Origin of the sequence: Lentzea aerocolonigenes, from assembly GCF_000974445.1 — a bacterium.
In the GTDB taxonomy this organism is placed as follows: Bacteria; Actinomycetota; Actinomycetes; order Mycobacteriales; family Pseudonocardiaceae; genus Lentzea; species Lentzea aerocolonigenes.
The window spans coordinates 239,084-256,411 of record NZ_BBOJ01000011.1; the positions used below are offsets into that span (position 1 = coordinate 239,084).

At 69.2% G+C, this 17,328-nt stretch carries 18 protein-coding genes; 9 read left to right on the forward strand and 9 right to left on the reverse strand.

The window, feature by feature from the left end:
• Window positions 1-22: 22 nt before the first annotated feature.
• The 6 genes from AOM45_RS22345 to AOM45_RS22370 all read right to left on the reverse strand — a co-directional run bounded on the left by AOM45_RS22345 (window position 23) and on the right by AOM45_RS22370 (window position 6,312).
• Window positions 23-481 (reverse strand): VOC family protein, encoded by a 459-nt coding sequence (locus AOM45_RS22345; RefSeq protein WP_030465354.1) that lies wholly within the window; start codon window positions 479-481, stop codon window positions 23-25.
• Window positions 482-491: 10 nt separating this feature from the next.
• Window positions 492-1,505, reverse strand: coding sequence for a WD40/YVTN/BNR-like repeat-containing protein (locus tag AOM45_RS22350; protein ID WP_030465355.1), 1,014 nt, complete (start codon window positions 1,503-1,505; stop codon window positions 492-494).
• Between the two features lie 33 nt (window positions 1,506-1,538).
• Window positions 1,539-2,333, reverse strand: a complete 795-nt coding sequence (locus tag AOM45_RS22355) for an SDR family NAD(P)-dependent oxidoreductase (RefSeq protein ID WP_030465356.1) — start codon at window positions 2,331-2,333, stop codon at window positions 1,539-1,541.
• Window positions 2,330-3,859, reverse strand: coding sequence for an aldehyde dehydrogenase family protein (locus AOM45_RS22360; protein WP_030465357.1), 1,530 nt, complete (start codon window positions 3,857-3,859; stop codon window positions 2,330-2,332). Before AOM45_RS22360 ends, AOM45_RS22355 begins: the two co-directional genes overlap by 4 nt.
• Window positions 3,856-5,409 (reverse strand): acetolactate synthase large subunit, encoded by a 1,554-nt coding sequence (locus AOM45_RS22365; protein WP_030465358.1) that lies wholly within the window; start codon window positions 5,407-5,409, stop codon window positions 3,856-3,858. The genes AOM45_RS22360 and AOM45_RS22365 overlap by 4 nt, the downstream gene beginning before the upstream one ends.
• A 183-nt stretch (window positions 5,410-5,592) precedes the next feature.
• The gene (locus AOM45_RS22370) at window positions 5,593-6,312 is read right to left on the reverse strand and encodes an IclR family transcriptional regulator (RefSeq protein ID WP_051782778.1); all 720 of its coding nucleotides are present in this window, start codon (window positions 6,310-6,312) and stop codon (window positions 5,593-5,595) included.
• 131 nt (window positions 6,313-6,443) lie between these two features.
• Between AOM45_RS22370 and AOM45_RS22375 the strand changes: the two genes are divergently transcribed.
• From AOM45_RS22375 to AOM45_RS22415, 9 genes are all read left to right on the forward strand, one after another.
• Window positions 6,444-7,925: an aldehyde dehydrogenase family protein gene (locus tag AOM45_RS22375; RefSeq protein WP_030465360.1), complete on the forward strand. Its 1,482-nt coding sequence runs from the start codon at window positions 6,444-6,446 to the stop codon at window positions 7,923-7,925.
• Between the two features lie 31 nt (window positions 7,926-7,956).
• Window positions 7,957-8,583: an NAD(P)H:quinone oxidoreductase gene (gene wrbA, locus AOM45_RS22380; protein ID WP_030465361.1), complete on the forward strand. Its 627-nt coding sequence runs from the start codon at window positions 7,957-7,959 to the stop codon at window positions 8,581-8,583.
• Window positions 8,584-8,601: 18 nt separating this feature from the next.
• Window positions 8,602-9,270: a DsbA family oxidoreductase gene (locus AOM45_RS22385; protein ID WP_030465362.1), complete on the forward strand. Its 669-nt coding sequence runs from the start codon at window positions 8,602-8,604 to the stop codon at window positions 9,268-9,270.
• Window positions 9,267-9,584, forward strand: coding sequence for an NIPSNAP family protein (locus AOM45_RS22390; protein ID WP_030465363.1), 318 nt, complete (start codon window positions 9,267-9,269; stop codon window positions 9,582-9,584). Before AOM45_RS22385 ends, AOM45_RS22390 begins: the two co-directional genes overlap by 4 nt.
• A complete protein-coding gene (locus tag AOM45_RS22395; RefSeq protein ID WP_030465364.1) occupies window positions 9,581-9,973 on the forward strand; it encodes a carboxymuconolactone decarboxylase family protein in 393 nt (130 codons plus the stop codon). The genes AOM45_RS22390 and AOM45_RS22395 overlap by 4 nt, the downstream gene beginning before the upstream one ends.
• Window positions 9,974-10,021: 48 nt before the next feature.
• On the forward strand, window positions 10,022-10,336 hold the full coding sequence (locus tag AOM45_RS22400; RefSeq protein ID WP_030465365.1) for a hypothetical protein: 315 nt from the start codon (window positions 10,022-10,024) through the stop codon (window positions 10,334-10,336).
• Between the two features lie 2 nt (window positions 10,337-10,338).
• Window positions 10,339-11,631, forward strand: coding sequence for a flavin monoamine oxidase family protein (locus AOM45_RS22405; protein ID WP_030465366.1), 1,293 nt, complete (start codon window positions 10,339-10,341; stop codon window positions 11,629-11,631).
• Between the two features lie 206 nt (window positions 11,632-11,837).
• Window positions 11,838-13,283, forward strand: coding sequence for an APC family permease (locus AOM45_RS22410; protein ID WP_162185604.1), 1,446 nt, complete (start codon window positions 11,838-11,840; stop codon window positions 13,281-13,283).
• A 182-nt stretch (window positions 13,284-13,465) separates the two neighbouring features.
• Window positions 13,466-13,861: a MerR family transcriptional regulator gene (locus AOM45_RS22415; RefSeq protein WP_308202568.1), complete on the forward strand. Its 396-nt coding sequence runs from the start codon at window positions 13,466-13,468 to the stop codon at window positions 13,859-13,861.
• Between the two features lie 6 nt (window positions 13,862-13,867).
• Here AOM45_RS22415 and AOM45_RS22420 read toward each other — a convergent pair whose 3' ends face one another.
• The 3 genes from AOM45_RS22420 to AOM45_RS22430 all read right to left on the reverse strand — a co-directional run bounded on the left by AOM45_RS22420 (window position 13,868) and on the right by AOM45_RS22430 (window position 17,312).
• Window positions 13,868-14,785, reverse strand: coding sequence for an NADP-dependent oxidoreductase (locus AOM45_RS22420; protein ID WP_030465369.1), 918 nt, complete (start codon window positions 14,783-14,785; stop codon window positions 13,868-13,870).
• 62 nt (window positions 14,786-14,847) lie between these two features.
• Window positions 14,848-15,888, reverse strand: coding sequence for an FkbO/Hyg5 family chorismatase (locus AOM45_RS22425; RefSeq protein ID WP_051782781.1), 1,041 nt, complete (start codon window positions 15,886-15,888; stop codon window positions 14,848-14,850).
• Window positions 15,885-17,312, reverse strand: a complete 1,428-nt coding sequence (locus tag AOM45_RS22430) for a tryptophan 7-halogenase (RefSeq protein WP_030465371.1) — start codon at window positions 17,310-17,312, stop codon at window positions 15,885-15,887. Before AOM45_RS22430 ends, AOM45_RS22425 begins: the two co-directional genes overlap by 4 nt.
• Between the last annotated feature and the right edge of the window lie 16 nt (window positions 17,313-17,328).

Genomic DNA, 17,328 nt, shown 5'->3' on the forward strand with positions numbered 1-17,328 from the left:
TCGACAATGCGTTCGGTGCTGGTCAGGGGTAGAGGGGTTCGAGCTCGACCGGCTCGCTCGGGGCGTTGTGCTCGCCGAGGACGCGCCTGCCCTCTTCGTCGTCGGTGACGGTTTCGGCGAAGAACTCGAACCGGTTGCCGTCGGGGTCCTCGAAGTAGAGGCCGATGCCCACCTTGTGGTCGGTCGTCTTGACCACCTTGACGCCCTTGGAGAGCAGCATTCCGTACAGGCGGCGCAGGTCGTCGACGTCGCCCTGGATCTCCAGACCGTAGTGCTGCAGGCCCAGACCGCCCTGCTGCGCGCCGTCGTCGGCGCGGATGAGCGCGAGGTCGTGGTGTTTGCGGCCGAAGGAGAGGAAGACCCACCGGGGGCCGCGTGCGGTGATCTTCATGCCGAGCACGTCCGCGAACCACTCGGCGGAAGCCTCGGGGTCGCGCACGAGCAGCGACAGGTGAGTGCGTGTGATCACGGGAGTGGTCATGGGGTCTCCTTCAGTGGTGAGCGGCGGGAGCGGCGGCGGCGACGGCCGGCGTCCAGGCGACGTCGGTGATCTCCGGGAACTCGCGCCACTCCTTGGAGAAGGTGCGGCCGCCGTCGGTGGAGCGGAACAGGTGGCCGTACTTGGTGCCGGCGAACACCAGGTCCGCGTCGGCGGGATGCGTGCCGAACGCCCACACCGTCGAGTTGGCCGGAGTGTCGAAAGTGGACTCCGTCCAGGTCCGGGCGAGGTCGTCGGAACGGAAGACACGGGTGACGGTGCCGGGCGTGGCGTCACCGATGCCGAGCAGCAGCGAGTTCGAGCCTGGGATCCGCGCGACGAGCCGCGTGTAGTAGATGCCCCAGGTGGACTTCGTGCCGGTGCGCGTCCAGGTCCTGCCGTCGTCCTGGCTGACGAAGATCGCGTTGACGACCAGGCAGACGATCGTCTTGGGCGGACCGTCCAGCACGACGACGCAGTGGATGTCGGAGGGCGTGACCCCGTCAGGCCCGTCGGTGCGGTCCCACGTGTCGCCCCGGTCGCGGGTGACCCACAGGCCGCCCTCCTCGACGCCGAACCAGGCGGACTTGCCGTCGACGTGGTCGTAGACCGTGGTGAGGATGCGGGGCTTGCTGACGCCGGCGCACTTCTCCGGCAGCTCGGGGGAGAGGCGGTCCCAGGTGACGCCACCGTCACCCGTGCGGTACATGACCGCGCGGGACGGCGCGCCGGTGCCGATCAGCATGCTGTCGGCGTCGTTCGGGTCGATCGCGATCGACCACACCTGCTGGTCGTTGAACGGCGAGTCGACCCTGCTCCACCGGGTGCCGCCGTCGTCGCTGCGGCCCAGTCCCGCGTCGGCGCCGGCGAAGATCACCTCGGGCCGGTCGGGGTGCACCGCCAGTGCGCGGACCACGGAGTCGAACTCGAGCGCCTGGTCGAGCGGGATGCGTTCCCAGGTCTTGCCGTCGTCGTTGCTGCGCAGCACACCTTGCCCTGCGGTGGCCACCAGAATCGTTCCTTGCATCGGGAGTTCTCCTTGATTGCCAGAGAGGATGTCTCAGAGGAAGATGCCGCGGGTCAGTCCGCCGTCGATGCCGAGCGACTCGCCGGTGATCCCGCCGGTGCCCGGTGCGGCGAGGAAGCAGACGGCGTCGGCGACCTCGTCGGCGGAGAGCACGCGGCGGATCGGCGTGCGGTTGACGAAGTTCTGCTCCACCTGCTGCGGTGTGATGCCCTCCGCCGCGGCGTTCTTCGCGTACAGCTCGTGGATGTGCTCGGTCTCCACCACGCCGGGGTGCAGCGTGTTGACGGTGATGCCGTGCGGTCCGAGCTGGTCGGACAGCACCTTGGTCATGTGCACGATCGCGAGGTTGCGCATGCCGGACAGCGCGTGGCTCGACCGGCCGGTCAGCCCGCCGATGTTCACGATCCGGCCGTAGCCGTGGGCGCGCATGTGGGGCACGACCGCTTTGACACAACGGAAGTAGCCGACGACCTTGGTGTTCAGGTCGGCGAGCAGGGCTTCGGGATCGGCGGTCTCCACGTCGTTGCGCACCAGTCCGGCGGGCGCGGCGGCACCGTTGACCAGGATGGAGACCTGGCCGATCTCGGCGGCGGCTTCGGCCAGCGCCATGACCGACGCGGTGTCGGTGGTGTCGGCGGCGACCGGGAACACCTCACCGCCGATCTCTGTGACGATTTCTGCGGCGGCCTCCTTCAGGACCTCGATGCGGCGGGCGGCGATGACGACCTTGGCGCCACGCCGCACGAGTGCCTGCGTGACGGCCTTGCCGATGCCCAGCCCGCCACCGGTCACGATCGCGACCTGGCCGTGGAGTTCTGTTGTGCTCATGAGAGGTTCACCCAGACGCTCTTGGTTTCGGTGTACTGCTCGAGCACGCCGCGGCCCATCTCGCGGCCCCACCCGGACTGCTTGTAGCCGCCGAACGGTGAGGCGGGGTCGGTGAGGTTGTAACAGTTGATCCACACGGTTCCCGCCTTGATCGCGGCGGCGATGCGGTGTGCCTGCTTGAGGTCGTTCGTCCAGAGTCCGGCCGAGAGCCCGTACGGCGAGTCGTTGGCCTTGTCGATCAGGTCGTCGACCTCGCGCCACCGCATCGCGACGAGCACCGGTCCGAAGATCTCCTCCTGGACCACGCGCATGCTGTGCGTGGTCTCGGTGAGCACGGTCGGTTCGATGAAGTAGCCGTCGGAGTGCTCGTCGCCGAGCCCGCTCGGGCGCGCGCCACCCGTGACCAGTTCGGCACCTTCGCTCAGCCCGGACTCCACATAGGACTGAACGGTCGCCAGCTGGCGTGCCGACACCAGCGGCCCCATCTGGGTGGCCGGATCCTGCCCCGGCCCGACGACGATCCGGCGGGCGTGGTCGACCAGAGCGGACATCACGTCGTCGTAGACGTCCTCGTGCACGTAGAGCCGCGAGCCCGCGGTGCAGGTCTGGCCCTGGTTGAAGAAGATGCCTTCGGCGGCGGCCGCGGCGACCGCGGTGACGTCGGCGTCCGGCAGCACGATGTGCGGTGACTTGCCGCCGAGCTCCAGCGACACCTTCTTCATGTTGCCCAGTGCCGCCGACGTGATCAGCCGGCCGACCTCGGTCGAACCGGTGAACGCGACCTTGTCCACGCCGGGGTGGGCCGCGATCGCCGCGCCGACGACGCTGCCGGACCCGGTGACGACGTTGAGCACGCCAGGTGGGAACCCGGCTTGCTCGACCAGCTCGGCGAGCCGCAGCGTCGACAACGAGGTCTCCTCGGCGGGCTTGAGCACCACCGCGTTGCCCATCGCCAGCGCGGGCGCGAGCTTCCACGACGCCATCGACATCGGGAAGTTCCACGGCACGATCGCTCCCACCACACCGATCGGCTCGTGCACGGTGTAGTTAAGGATCTTCAACCCGCCACGGGGTGACAGCGGGATCGTCGAGCCCTCGAACTTGCTCGGCCAGCCGGCGAAGTAGCGGAACAGCTTCGCCGTGGTGCCGGCGTCGACGGCGCGGGCGACCGACACGGGCTTGCCGTTGTCGAGCGACTCCAGGAACGCGAGCTCGTCGGCGTGCGCCTCGACCAGTTCGGCCAGCCGGTGCAACAGCTCGCCGCGCTGCAGCGGACTGATGTCGCGCCACTCGGGATTCGCCAGCGCGGCGCGGGCGGCCGTGACGGCGTCGTCCACATCGGACTCGGTGCCGCGGGCGAAGGTGGCCAGAGGCCTGCCGGTGGCCGGGTTGATCGACCGGATCGTCTCCCCGGATGAGCTCGGCCGCCATCGACCACCGATGTACAGACCGTGCTCCACGGCGAGGAACGACGACACGCCGAACGGTGTCGAAGCGGGCAGGGACGTGCTGTCTACTGTGGTCATAGCGCCATCTCGATGAGGGACGGGCCGCCGATGCCGACGGCGTCGGTGAACGTGTGCCGCAGTTCGGCGACGGTGGCCGCGCGCGTCGCGGGAACACCGAACCCGCGAGCGAGCGCCACCCAGTCGACCCGGGGGTCGGCCAGGCTGGTCAACGCCGTGGCCTGCGGACCGAACTCGGCGTTCCCGTGCCGGCCCAGTTCGGTGCGCAGCACGTTGTAGGTGTGGTTGGCGGCGATGAGAACGATGACGTTGGTCTGTTCACGGGCCATGGTCCACAGGGCCTGCGCGGTGTAGAGGCCGCTGCCGTCGGACTGCAGTGCGATGACCGGCCGGTCGGGTGCCGCGATGGCCGCTCCCAGCGCGCAGGGCAGGCCTTGCCCGATGGCGCCGCCGGTGTTGGTCAGGACCGTGTGGCTGGGGGCCGAAGCCGACGCCGTGTAGAACGGGTAGCCGCTCGTGCCGCCCTCGACGGACACGATGGCGTTCTCGGGCAGGACGCTCGCCACGACCTGGCCGATGGTCCGGCCGGACAACGGTTCGCCCGAGCCTGGTGACTCGGACAGCGGTCCGGGACGGACCGGGTCGACGCCGCCGAGGAGGTCGGCGAGTTCGAGCAGGGCTTCTTCCGCGTCCTCGTGCGGCCGCGCCAGCCGGACCAGGGTGCCCGGCTGGGTCAGCACGCTCGGGACGCCGTCGTAACCGAAGTACGCCACGGGATCCTCGGCACCCGCGACGATCACCGCCTGCGCTTCCCGCAGCACGGCCGCGGCCGTTTCGGGGAAGTACGGCAGCCGATCGATGGCGGGCAACCCGCCACCACGTTCCGCACGGGCGGGAAACGTCTCGCTGTACAGGGCGAGCCCGGTCTTCGCCGCGATGCGGCCTGCAGCCTCCTGTCCCTTGCGGCTCAACGCGTTCCCGCCGAGCAGCAGCACGGCACGCGCTCCGGCGGTCCGCAGTCGTTGCGCGACGTTCTGGACGGCCTCCACGCTGACCGGCGCGCGCGAAGGCATCGCCGCAGGCTTGACCGGCTGTACCGGTGCGCTGTGTTGCTGGTGATCCGCCGGGACGATCAACGTGGACACGCCGAGCAAGCGGTGGGCGTCGTCGAACGCCGTGCGGGTCGCCTCGCCGATGCTCGCGCGGTCGGTCACGGTGTGGACCGTGCCCACCGTCGCGGCGAGGGCCGCGATGTCCGACGTCAGCGGGGCGTCGTACGGCAGGTGCGTGCTCGTGTGGTCGCCGACGATGTTCACCAACGGCGTGTTCGCCCGGCGTGCGTTGTGCAGGTTCGCGAGCCCGTTCGCCAGGCCAGGGCCCAGGTGCAGCAGGGTCAGGGCGGCTTTCCCGGTGATGCGGGCGTACCCGTCGGCGGCTCCGGTGCACACGTTCTCGTGCAGCCCCAGCACGGCACGCACACCGGTGATCCGGTCCAGCGCGGCGACCAGTGGCATCTCCGTCGTGCCCGGGTTCGCGAAGCACAGGTCCGCACCGGAGTGTGCCGCGGCACTCACGAGCGCTTCGGCTCCGGTCACGACGTCGTCTGCCACAGCTTCCTCCGTACTATTATCGTACGTGGTGTACGCATATCGACAACGGTAGCCGCAATCGCGGCGATGGGGAAGACCGCCGTCGGTCGAGATGGATGGGAGACGCGGAATGTGCTTGGTGCGCAACGCGAACAGCCCCCGGCGTCGTGATCACGACGCCGGGGGCTGCTTCAGTGCGAGCGGCTACCTGCTCCGGGACTGCGCGGCTGTGTCCGGTGTGAAATCGCCGGACAGTCGCGCGGCTGCCTCGGCGGCCGCGGCGGTGACCAGTTCGGGGATGCGCGAGTCCGACACCTCGACGCCGAGCTGGACCACGCCGATGCTGGCCGTTGCCCAGTCGGAGCTCCTGATCGGTGCCGCGACGCCGATCGCCCCGCTCTGCAGGGCTCCGGTCGTGAGCGCGTACCCGCGGCGGCGCGCGAGCTTGACGTCGTCGCTGTCGTCACCGGCCGGTGGTCGTCCTGCGAGGATGGCGACGCCGTCGGCGCCGACGTCGAGGGGGTGCCGCGCGCCTTGCCGCAGGGCGAGGTGGAACAGGCTCCGGGTGGGTTCCTCCGTGAGCAGGATCAGCGCCTGGTCGCCGTCCGCGATGCTGAGCAGGGTGGTGCTGTTCGTCTCCTCGCTGAGCCGGCGCAGAATCGGGAGCACCGTGGCCTGCAGCTGAGGGCGCAGTTTGCTGGCGAGCTCGGCGATGCCGATCCCGAGCACGTAACGGGTGTCGATGCGGCCGATGAGGCGATGGGCTTCGAGGGTGCGGAGCAGCCGGTAGACGACCGCTCGTGCGGTGGAGAGCTCGTCGGCCAGCTCCGCCGCGGTCAGCCCGTCGCTGTTGTTGGCCAGCAGGGCCAGGACGGTGAGGCCCCGGTCGAGGGTCTGGGAGGTCTCCCCGCTCGGCGAGTTCATCGTGAGGGTCCTCCGTTGACGGCTTGTTGCTGGTGATGGTTTAGCACAGCGGGCCTACCGTCCGTGTGATTGACCGGCGTCAACGTGGATCGTATAGTACGAATATCGACCAGCAAGGACGGTAATCGAACATGTCCCGACGTTCCGCTGCTGAAGACCTCGCCCGCGGCCTCCGTGTCACGCCCTTCGTGGCAGGACGCTGGCAACCCGAGTCCACACAGGACACCTTCGACGTCGTCGATCCGGTCACCGAACGCCCACTGGTCACGGTGACCGAGGCGGACGCCGCCACCGTGGACAAGGCTGTGGTGTCCGCGCGCGACGCGCTCGACGACGGCGAGTGGGGCCGGATGGACGGCGCCGCCCGCGGTCAGCTGCTGCTCGCCTTCGCGCAGCTGATCGAGGACCGCGCCGAGGACTTCGCCGACCTCGAGTCGTTGGACGTGGGCAAGCCGGGCATCGAGGGCCGGGTGATCGACCTCCCGCAGACCGTGGCCACCTTCCGGCACTACGCCGGCTGGGCGGACAAGCTGACCGGTCAGTCGATCCCCACGCCGGGCTACCAGGGACGGCGCACGCTCAGCTACACGGTCCGGCAGCCCGTCGGCGTCGTCGCGGCGATCACGCCGTGGAACTCGCCGACGATGATCGGTTCCTGGAAGGTCGCACCGGCGCTGGCCGCCGGGTGCACCGTGGTCCTCAAACCGCCGGAGGACGCGCCGCTGACGTCGCTCCTGCTGGCACAACTGGCTGAGGAAGCGGGTTTTCCGGCCGGAGTGTTCAACGTCGTCCCCGGCCGCGGTGCCACCACGGGCAACACGCTCGTCGAGCATCCCGGGGTCGACAAGATCTCGTTCACCGGAAGCCCGGAAACCGGCCGGATCGTCGCGGCCGCGGCGGCCAGGAACTTCCGCCCCACGACACTGGAACTGGGTGGCAAGAGCCCGCAGATCGTCTTCGCCGACGCCGACCTGGACGCTGCCGCGGCCGGGGTCGCGCTCGGGATCTTCGCGAACCAGGGCGAGGTGTGCGCGGCCGGCAGCAGGATCCTGGTCGCGCGCACGATCCACGACGAGTTCGTGGAGCGTCTCGTCGCCCACGCCGCCAAGATCGTGCTCGGCGACCCGTTCGACGACGGCACCACGATGGGCGCGCTGATCAACGCCGAGCAGCGGGAGCGAGTTCTGCGGTACGTCCAGACGGGACGTGACGAAGGGGCGCGGCTGGTCACCGGCGGCGGAAGGCCCGAACGGCGCGGCTACTTCGTGGAACCGACCTTGTTCGCCGACGCTTCCCCGGAGATGACCATCGCCCGCGAGGAGATCTTCGGGCCGGTGGGCACGATCCTCGCGTTCGACGACGACCACCAGGCGGTCGCCATCGCCAATGACAGCAACTACGCGCTCGCCGCGACCTTGTGGACCACGGATCTGAGCCGGGCGCACACCGTGGCCGCGCGAGTCCGCGCCGGTGCCGTCGCGGTCAACGGCTGGTCGCCGCTCGACGCCCGGTTGCCCTGGGGAGGCTCGAAACTCAGCGGCCTGGGCCGTGAGCTCGGCTGGGCGGGGATCGAAGCGAACACCGAACTGAAGACGATCACCGTCATCCTCTGAACTTCTGCCAACGAACGAAAAGGAGTGCCGCATGGGCACCCGCATTCTCGTCACCTACTACAGCGCCACCGGTTCCGTGCACCGCCTGGCGGAGGCCGTCCGGGACGGGGCGGAGGCAGCCGGTGCCGAGGTCCGGCTGCGCCGCGTCGCCGAACTCGCGCCGCCAGAGGCGATCGCCTCGAATCCGGGCTGGGCGCGGCACAAGGAGGAGACCGACGACGAGGTCGACGTGGTCACCCTCGACGACCTGGAGTGGGCCGACGGCTACGCGTTCGGCACGCCCACCCGGTACGGCGCTCCGGCCGCGCAGCTGAAGCAGTTCCTCGACACCGCGGGAAGCCTGTGGCAGGAAGGAAAGCTCGCCGACAAGCCGGTCACCGCGTTCGTCTCGTCGGCTGAGCGGCACGGCGGGCAGGAAGCGACGATTCTTTCCCTCAACAACGTCTTCTACCACTGGGGATGCGTCATCCTCCCGTTGGGCTACACCGACGACATCGTCTACGCGGCAGGCGGAAACCCGTACGGCACGTCGTGGCCGGCGGGATTCCCGTCCACGATGCCCGACGACGTCACCCTGGACTGCGCCCGATACCAGGGAGGGCGTCTCGCCCGCTTCGCGGAGGTCCTGGCCGCAGCGCGGTCGGGCGCCGCGGCGTGACCGGCCGCGGCTAGCGCCATGACCACCACCGTCGACATCTGGTCGGACATCCATTGTCCGTGGGCGTACATCGCCGTGCACCGCCTGCGTCGAGCTCGGGACACTCACGGGCTCGACGTGGTGTTCGTGCCCCGCGCGTGGCCGTTGGAATGGGTCAACCGCCACGGGACACCGCGCGCCGTTGTCACCACGGAGACCGCGGCGCTGGCGAGCCACGAACCGGACCTGTTCACCGCGTTCACCGACGAGTCGTGGCCGTCCACCTTCCTCCCCGCGTTCGAGCTCGTCGCCACCGCCCGGCGGCTGTACGGCGTGCGCGCGGCCGAAGACGTCGACTTCGCGCTGCGCCAGGCGTTCTTCCGCGACAGCGTCGACGTCAGCATCCGGGCCGGTCTGCACGAAGCGCTGGTGATCGCGAGCGGGCTCAACGCCGACGTGGTCCCGGCGGACGTCGAGGACGCCTGGCTGAGCACGAACCCGCGCGCGGACGTCGCCGAGGACTTCCGGACGAGTGCCGGTCTTCCCATCCAGGGAAGTCCGCAGATCTTCTGGCCGGACGGGTCGACGACGCACAACCCCGGGATGACGGACCACCGGTGGCACGGCGGGCTCGTCCACATCGGACACACCGAACCCGGTGAGGCCGAACGGCTGCTGCTGGCCAGGACCGCCGGGAGCCGGGAGTGATCGTCGAAGAGCGCAACTACCTCCTCGTCCCAGGAGGAGCAGGCCGGTACCTCGACGCGTGGTACCGGCTGGGCCGCGGTCCGCAGGTGGCGCACCTCGGTGAACCGCTCGGTGTCTACACGGTCGAGGTCGGCGACCTGAACACCCTGGTCTACCTCTGGAGTTTCACCGACCAGGCCGACCGCGCGAACCGACGGGCCGGACTCGCCGCCGACGCCGGCTTCGCCGTCTTCCGCGGTGAGGTCCGCTCCCTCCTCGTCTCCCAGACGAACCGTGTTCTCGTCCCGGCCGAGCCCCCGGAAGGCAGCACATGACCAGCAGCCGAGCTCAACGCTATCTCGACGACATGGTCGCGAAGCGCGGCTACGTGCTCGACTACCACAAAGTCATGGCGGCCAACGACTTCCCCGTGTTGCAGGCCGCCGACAACCTCGTGGAGGCGGCCTACCTGTCGCAACGCCTGCTGGACCGCAGGACCAAGGAACTCCTGTTCGTCCTGAGCCTCACGGTCCTGCGGGCGGACAAGGCGCACATCCAGAGCCACATCAGGGTCGCGCTCGGACTGGGCGTCGAACCTCAGGAAATCCTCGAGGCGATCGAGATCGCTCTCCCGGAAGCCGGCGTCGTCGCCTTCCAGCACGGCTTCGACGCCTGGCGGGAAGTGGTGGGTGCCGAGGCGCTCGAACCGTCCAGGCCGGCGTGACGACAGCGGTCAAGCGTTCACAAACCAGTGCAGCCAAAGGAGACCCGCATGCCGCAGTGTGTCGAGTTCGTCAGGTTCCGTGTCAAGGAAGGACACCTGGACGACTTCCTCGCGCGCCGGGCCGCAGCCGTCCCGGCGGTCCGCAGGGCGCACCCCGACCTCGTCGGCGCGCCGGTGCTGGCCGAGCACGCGGACGGTTCGTGGACCGATGTCTGGATCTACCGGACCGCCGAGGCCGCGGAGCGTGCCAACGCGGGAGCGGGGGACATCCCGGAGTTCCTCGCGATGGCCGACCTGCTGGAGGACGTGCAGATCGAAGCAGCCGGCATGCCGGACGCCGTTTCCGAGCCCGAAGGAGAGTGACCGTGGAACACGACGTGGACGTCGTCGTTGTGGGTGCAGGGTTCGCCGGGCTCACCGTTGCCAGGGAACTCGGGTGGATGGGCGCGCGAGTGGTCGTGCTCGAGGGTCGCGACCGGATCGGCGGCCGCACGTGGACCGACACCCGGATGGGCGAGCCGCTCGAGATGGGCGGCGGGTGGATCCACTGGATGCAGGGCCACGTGTGGTCGGAGGTGACGCGCTACCAGGTGCCCATCGCCGAAACGCCGTGGCCGGACACCGCGCACTGGCTGGTCGGAGGCACCCGCCGCAGCGGCACCGCGTCGGAGTTGCTCGAGCGGATGAACGACGGCATGCGTCGCTCCATCGAGGACTGCATGGAGGTGTTCAAGCGTCCGTACGAGCCGATCTCCGGCGACAGCTGGAGAGATCTCGACCGGCTGTCCGTCGCCGATCGGCTCGCGGAGCTCGATCTCGACGACGAGGCTTCCGCGCTGTGCGACGCGATGTGGAGCCAGAACTTCAACGCGCCCGCCGCCACCGGAGCGCTCACACAGGCGTTGCGGTGGGGTGCGGTCAGCAACGGTGACTGGCAGCTGATGCTCGACATCTGCTCGCACTGGAAGTTCCGCGACGGCACCGTGTCTCTCGCGAAGGCCATCGAGTCCGACGTCGCCGGCGACATCCAGCTCGGCGTCCAGGTGGCACGGATCGACGAGCGCGCCGACGGCGTTGTCGTGACGACCTCCGACGGGCGGGAGATCGCGGCCAGGGCCTGCGTGGTCACGGCACCCATCGGCGTCCTCGGGAGCATCGAGTTCACCACCGCTCTTCCGCTTCGAGCCCAGCAGGTCGTCGCCGACGGGCAGAGTTCGCAGGGGTTCAAGCTGTGGGTCCGCGGGAGGGGAGCCGACGGGCCGTTCATCGCGATGGCCCCGAGCGACGAGCCTCTCGCGCTCATCCAGTGGGAACACGCGTTCGGCGACGACGAGTTCACCGCGTTCTCCTTCGGTACCGATGCCCGCAAGTTCCCGGTCACCGACCTCGAAACGGTCAACCAGTACGTGCGCCGGCTGGTGCCCGGCGTCGAGATCACGGACTTCGCCAGCCACGACTGGGTCGGCGACCCGTACGCCCGGCAGACGTGGGCGATGCTGCGCCCGAACCAGCTCGAAGGTGTCCAGGCGCTCGCGTCGATGCCCGGCCGCGTGATTTTCGCGGGTGCCGACTACGCCCACGGTTGGTGCAGTTTCATCGACGGGGCGATCGAAAGTGCGATGCGTGCGGCGAGGAGGTTGCGCGAGCGCGTTCTCTGATCTGTTCGGAAACATCGGCCTGAACGCTGGTTGGCGTGTCGCGGGTGCGGCACGCCAACCAGCGTTTGCTGTTTACGTGATCGTTCGAATCGTGCCTCAACCCGCCATTGACATGGGGTGATGCCCGGACGCATGCTGTACGCAACTCGTACTTCATGTTCGATTATCGTTCATCGGTTATCTGCGAATCAGCAGGGAGTTGCCGCATGACCGTTCCCACGCATCGTCTTCCCCGAGTCCTGTCCTGGAAGTCCGGCGCCTTTCTGGGATTGACGACAATTCTGGGCGTCTTCACCACTGTCGGTTTCATGATCGGATTGGTCGGCGCGTGGAGCGTGATCGCGATCTGGGCCGTTTCGATGGTGGTCGCGACAGCTCAGGCGTTCCTCTTCGCCGAGATGGCGACGATGTTCCCGGACACCGCCGGCGGTGTCGCCGCTTACGCCAACGAAGGGTTCCGTCGCTACACGGTCTTCGTCGGCCCGATCGTGTCGTGGGGCTACTGGCTCGCGTACTCCCTGGTGCAGGCGGCGGTGGCGCTGATCTTCGGTCAGGTGGTCCAGGCGCAGTGGTTCCCCGAGCAGACGTGGGGGATCGACGTGCTGGGAGTCCACATCGGACTGGCGCACGTCCTGGCGGCGGCGGCGTTGGTGAGCGTCTTCCTGCTCAACATCTTCGGCATCCGTCCCGCCGCACGGGTCACCTCGCTGGGCGTGATCATCTTCACGGTCTTCGTCTCGGTGATGGTCGTTCTGCCGTTCATCGAAGGCAAGTGGTCGGGCGCCGAGCTGACGTGGCGGCTCGACGATCCCAAGCTCGCCCTCGTGCTGTTGTACCTCGCGGGCTGGACGACCTACGCGGTGGAGGGACCGTCGCTGTTCGCGCCCGAGTACCGCAGCCCTGGCACGGACACGCCCAAGGCGATCCGGGTGTGCGCGATGCTCATGATCGGCGTGTTCACCATCGTCCCGTTCGTCGTCTCCGGGACGATCGGCGAGAAGACGATCGGCGACAACCCGAACGGGTACGCCGTCGACGTCATGAACCTGCTGTGGCCCGGCAGCTCCCCACTGGTCGTCGCGGTCGTCGCGATCGGACTGTGGGTCACCCTGGTCGGCACCAGCGCGCAGGCCGGGCGGGCACTGCTCGGAATCTCACGGAGCGACCTGACCGTGAAGCAGCTGTCCGCACTGAACAGGTACGGCATGCCCGGCAGGGCTCTGGGCGTCGACCTCGCCGTCAACGTGCTCATCCTGTTCCTCGTCGGGAACACCGTCGCGATCGTCGCGGCGAGCAACCTCGGCTACTTCATCTGCTGCGGCCTGGCGTGCTGGGCGTACGTGCTGCTGCGCCGTGACCGGCCGGACTGGCCCCGCCCGTACCGCCTGTCCCGCAAGTGGGGCGTGGTCGCGATAGCGCTGGGCGTCTTCGACCTGGTCGTCGCCGCGGTCGGCGTCACCAACCCGGAACTGGCGGGCCGCGGCGGCTTCAAGGAGACCCTCATCGCGCTGGCGTTGCTGTTCGTGTGCATCCCGCTCTTCCTGCTGCGGCGGCTGTGGCAGGACCGCGACCAGACCTTCGCCTGGCGAGAGGGCACTCCGGCGCTGCCGTCCAGTCCGGTGAAAGCGGCGGCCGGCGAATCGGATCAGTGAGAAGCGGAAGAAAGGCGTTCAGCGTCGGGGCAGTCCGGTGCGGTTGGCCGCACCAGCGGGCCGCCGCGCCGGACGACCGCGAGCGCACCCGGGGCGGTCAGGGCCCGTTCAGGCGACGACGTGCGGCACGACGTCATCCCGCCCGGCTTTCTGCTCGCCGCGCGCGCCGTAGGCTGGTCGTCGTGACCACGACGTCCTCCGCCGCGACGATGAAGATCGGGGAACTGGCCCGGCTGACCGGGGTCAGCGCTCGTTCGTTGCGGTACTACGAGCAGCAGGGGCTGATGCACAGCACGCGTTCCGTCGGCGGGCAGCGGCACTACGCGGCGACGGAGGTCGAACGGGTCGAGATCATCCGGCGGTTGTTCGACGCGGGGCTGAGCAGCAAGGTGATCGCCCGGTTGCTGCCGTGCGTGGACAGCGACGCCGAGGACGTCGCGGAAGACGCTTTCACCACGATGCACCAGGAGCGCGAGCGGCTGACCGCCGACATCACCCGGCTCGTCGAGGCCAGGGCCGTCCTCGACGAGCTGATCGAGATCAACACCCGGCACCGGGCCAGGATCGGTGCCGGGTGATCGTGGTCAGAGGCTCAGGTCGATGACCACCTTGCCCGTGGCGTGCAAGGACTCCACCAGCGCCAACGCCTCGTGCGCGCGTTCGAGCGGGTACGTCCGAGTGATGTGCGGGTCGAGCTTTCCGGAGACCATCAGCTCGGCGACGCGTTCGAGGCCTGCCCGGTCGAGGCGGCGCTGGACCATCACGCCGCCGAGCTCGGTCACGGACGGGTCCCCGACGGAGATGAGCTTCGCCGCCAGCGGGGCGATCTCGCGCAGCGACTCGCCGCCGACGTTGTCGACCGCGGCGTCGAAGCCGTCCGGGGCCTGTGCGCGGAGCCGGTCCGCGACGCCGCCGCCGGTGTAGTCCACGAAGGACGCTCCGGTCGACGTGACGAGATCCCGCTTCGCCGCGCTCGCCGTACCCGTCACGACCAGGCCCCGGTCTCGGGCCAGCTGGGCCAGCGCGATGCCGACGCCGCCTCCGATCCCGTTGACCAGCAACGAGGATCCGGCGGGCAGGTCGAGCTGGTCCAGCACGTCCAGCGCGGTGGTGCCGGCGACGGGGATCGTCGCCGCCCAGGTGTCCTGCAGCGCGTCCGGGATGCGGGCCGTGGCGGCGCCGAGCAGCAGCGTCGTTTCCGCGTACGTGCCCGCGCCGGTCAGAGCGAACCCGGTGACCCGGTCGCCGACGGACAGGCCCGTCACCTCCTCGCCGACCGCGAGCACGGTTCCGGCCGCTTCCAAGCCCAGGACCTGGGGGAAGGGCAGGTGGCCGTTCAACGCGGGGGCGTGTCCGGACCGCAGCTTGTGGTCCACCGGATTCACGCCCGCCGCCGTGACGCGGACGAGGACTTCGGCGGGACCGGGCACGGGATTCGGCCGCTCGAAGAACTCCTGGACGTCGGCCTCACCGAAAGCCTTGTACCCCAACACTTTGCTCATCGCGAAAAGCTCCTGGAACGTCGAATCACGGACGAACTCGACGCTATGTGTTGACACCGGTGTCAACTTCCACCCGATGTGACGCGGGCAACTCCGTGTCGACCCCGAACGCGCGTGATCTGTCCAGTCACTTCCGAGAGGACGATCCCCTCGATCTCGACGAGCAGATCGGAGCGGCAGAGGTCCACGTTGAGGAACGCGATGTCGGCGGCTGGGCTGAACGCCTTCGCGCAGATCTCCCGCACAGTCGGGAGATCCCGCTGGTGGCGGACGTACACCTTGATGTTGCGCAGGTCTTCGAGCCGCCTGCCGGGCCGCAGCCCGTGCCGGGCCAGGTTGTCCGCGCTCAGCAGGTGTTCGAGGTTGGCGAGCGTCTCGCGGCACTGCTCGGCGATCTGGCCGCGGTGCAGGGTCTCGTGCCCGACCACGCTGGCGGTGCCGGACACGTAGATGGACGCCCCGCTGCCCGCCGCGACGTGGGTGGCGCGGGCGAAGCTGGGGGAGGAGGGGCCGTAGCGCTGCGGGTAGCGGTAGGCGGGCACCTGGCGGCTGTTCTCGATGGTGACGCTGTGCGCGGAACGGCCGGCCAGCAGGCAGAAACCGATGCCGCCGCCGAGCGCCCCGACACCGGTGGCCGCGGGCAGTTGTTGGTCGGTGAACCCGAACTCGTGGAACGCCCGCGCCCGGCCCCGGCAGAAGTCGCGGTAGACCTCCAGGCCCTCGCTGTTCGTGCCGTTGATGTTCTCGACGAAGTTCCACATCCGGAAGATCCGCTGGTGGTCGAGCCTCCTGGTCAGGCAGAGGGCGGTCAGGTAGGTGGCCCGGACCGCCTCCGCGCAGTCGTCCGAGGAGTCGATTCTGGCCGCGCAGAAGAGGGTTTCACCGTCGTCGGCGTGCACCACGCCGTCGAGCGTGCCGCGCTCGATCGGCCGGTCGGTGTGCCAGACCTCGGTGAAGGCGTCCGCGGGGTCCGTCACCGCGTGCACGGTCAGCTCGGGGAAACCGCGGTCCAGGTGCGGGTTCCGGGAGCGGGGGCCGTAGACCACCGCGCCGAGCACGGCGGAGCTGGAGAAAGGTCCCGTCTGGAAGGAGGACCAGGTCAACTTCTCTCCCAGCTCAGTCCGTCCTTGCTCACCACGAGGCCGCTCCCGCGGTCGTCGGCCGCAGGTCCGTGCAGGGCCTCGTCCTGGAGATTCCTGCCCTCCTGGAACGTCTCGCCGACGACGCGCGAGGCGTACAGCGGGTTGGTCCCGTCGGTCGCGACCGCCAGTTCCTCCACGCTCCGGCCGAGGTCGGCGGCCGCGGTCCTGAGCTCGGCGCGCATGTCGCCGGAAGCCAGGCCGCCCACGAGTTCGGCGAACGCCGCCGTCTCCGCCGCGTCCACCTCGGTGAGCTTCTTCGCGGACCAGAAGTAGGAATTTTCATCGCGGTGCATGTCGTAGAAGGAGATGAGGAACTTGTAGAACAGCGAGTACTCGTGGCGGTAGCGGCTCTCGAACTCGGCGAACGCGGTCTGTTCCGCCAGCTCGCCGTCGAGGGAGCTGTTGATCGAACGGGCGGCCAGCAGCGCGCCGTAGGTGGCGAGGTGCACGCCCGAGGAGAGCACCGGGTCGACGAAGCAGGCCGCGTCACCGACGAGCACCATGCCGGGCGTCCAGAACTTCTCCTTCCAGTACGAGTAGTCCTTGCGCACCCGGACCTGGTCGTACGGAGGTTCGGTCGCGGTGGGCACGCCCTCCAGCAACGCTGCGACCTCGGGGCAGGCGGCGATCAGGTTCGTCCAGGCCTCGCGCGGATCTCCCTGCACCAGCGACCTCAGCTCCGGTGACACGACGGCGCCCACGCTGGTCAGGTCGTCGCGCAGCGGGATGTACCAGATCCAGCCCGCGTCGAACGCGGCGCAGAAGATGTTGCCGCGCTGGGGTTCCGGGAGTCGCGCGCCACCGGCGAAGTAGCCGAAGACCGCGAGGTTGCGGAAGAAGTCGGACTGGATCCGGTCGCCGAGCGTGCGGTGGATGCGGCTGGTGTTCCCGGACGCGTCCACGACGTGGCGCGCCTGTGCGGTGTGCGTCGTGCCGTCGGCGTCCACGTACCGGACTCCGGTGCAGCGATCGCCTTCCTGGAGCACCTCGCGGACCATGCAGTTCTCCCGCACCTCCACGCCGTTCGCGGCGGCGTTGCGCAACAGGATCTCGTCGAACCGCGACCGTTCCACCTGGAACGCCGTCGACTGCGGTTCGGGCACACGAGGCGACATGGCGAAACTGAACTGCCACGGTTCGGGATTGCTCCCCCAGCGGAAGGTGCCTCCGCGCTTGAGCGTGAAGCCCGCGCGTTCCACCTCGTCCGCCACGCCGAGCAAGCCGCACAGACCGTGCACCGTGGACGGCAGCAGGGACTCGCCGATCTGGTACCTGGGAAAGGTCTCCTTCTCCAGCAGCAGTACCCGGTGTCCGCGCATCGCGACCACCGTCGCCGCGGTCGAGCCCGCCGGACCGCCACCGACGACGATCACGTCGTACGTCATGCTGCTTTCCCCCTGA

Bases quoted from the DNA above. Each gene is read 5' to 3' on its own strand.
- AOM45_RS22410 (WP_162185604.1), top strand. From the start codon at position 11,838: ATGACCGTTCCCACGCATCGTCTTCCCCGAGTCCTGTCCTGGAAGTCC.
- AOM45_RS22345 (WP_030465354.1), bottom strand. From the start codon at position 481: ATGACCACTCCCGTGATCACACGCACTCACCTGTCGCTGCTCGTGCGC.
- AOM45_RS22350 (WP_030465355.1), bottom strand. From the start codon at position 1,505: ATGCAAGGAACGATTCTGGTGGCCACCGCAGGGCAAGGTGTGCTGCGC.
- AOM45_RS22355 (WP_030465356.1), bottom strand. From the start codon at position 2,333: ATGAGCACAACAGAACTCCACGGCCAGGTCGCGATCGTGACCGGTGGC.
- AOM45_RS22385 (WP_030465362.1), top strand. From the start codon at position 8,602: ATGACCACCACCGTCGACATCTGGTCGGACATCCATTGTCCGTGGGCG.
- wrbA (WP_030465361.1), top strand. From the start codon at position 7,957: ATGGGCACCCGCATTCTCGTCACCTACTACAGCGCCACCGGTTCCGTG.
- AOM45_RS22360 (WP_030465357.1), bottom strand. From the start codon at position 3,859: ATGACCACAGTAGACAGCACGTCCCTGCCCGCTTCGACACCGTTCGGC.
- AOM45_RS22370 (WP_051782778.1), bottom strand. From the start codon at position 6,312: ATGAACTCGCCGAGCGGGGAGACCTCCCAGACCCTCGACCGGGGCCTC.
- AOM45_RS22400 (WP_030465365.1), top strand. From the start codon at position 10,022: ATGCCGCAGTGTGTCGAGTTCGTCAGGTTCCGTGTCAAGGAAGGACAC.
- AOM45_RS22420 (WP_030465369.1), bottom strand. From the start codon at position 14,785: ATGAGCAAAGTGTTGGGGTACAAGGCTTTCGGTGAGGCCGACGTCCAG.
- AOM45_RS22430 (WP_030465371.1), bottom strand. From the start codon at position 17,312: ATGACGTACGACGTGATCGTCGTCGGTGGCGGTCCGGCGGGCTCGACC.
- AOM45_RS22375 (WP_030465360.1), top strand. From the start codon at position 6,444: ATGTCCCGACGTTCCGCTGCTGAAGACCTCGCCCGCGGCCTCCGTGTC.
- AOM45_RS22395 (WP_030465364.1), top strand. From the start codon at position 9,581: ATGACCAGCAGCCGAGCTCAACGCTATCTCGACGACATGGTCGCGAAG.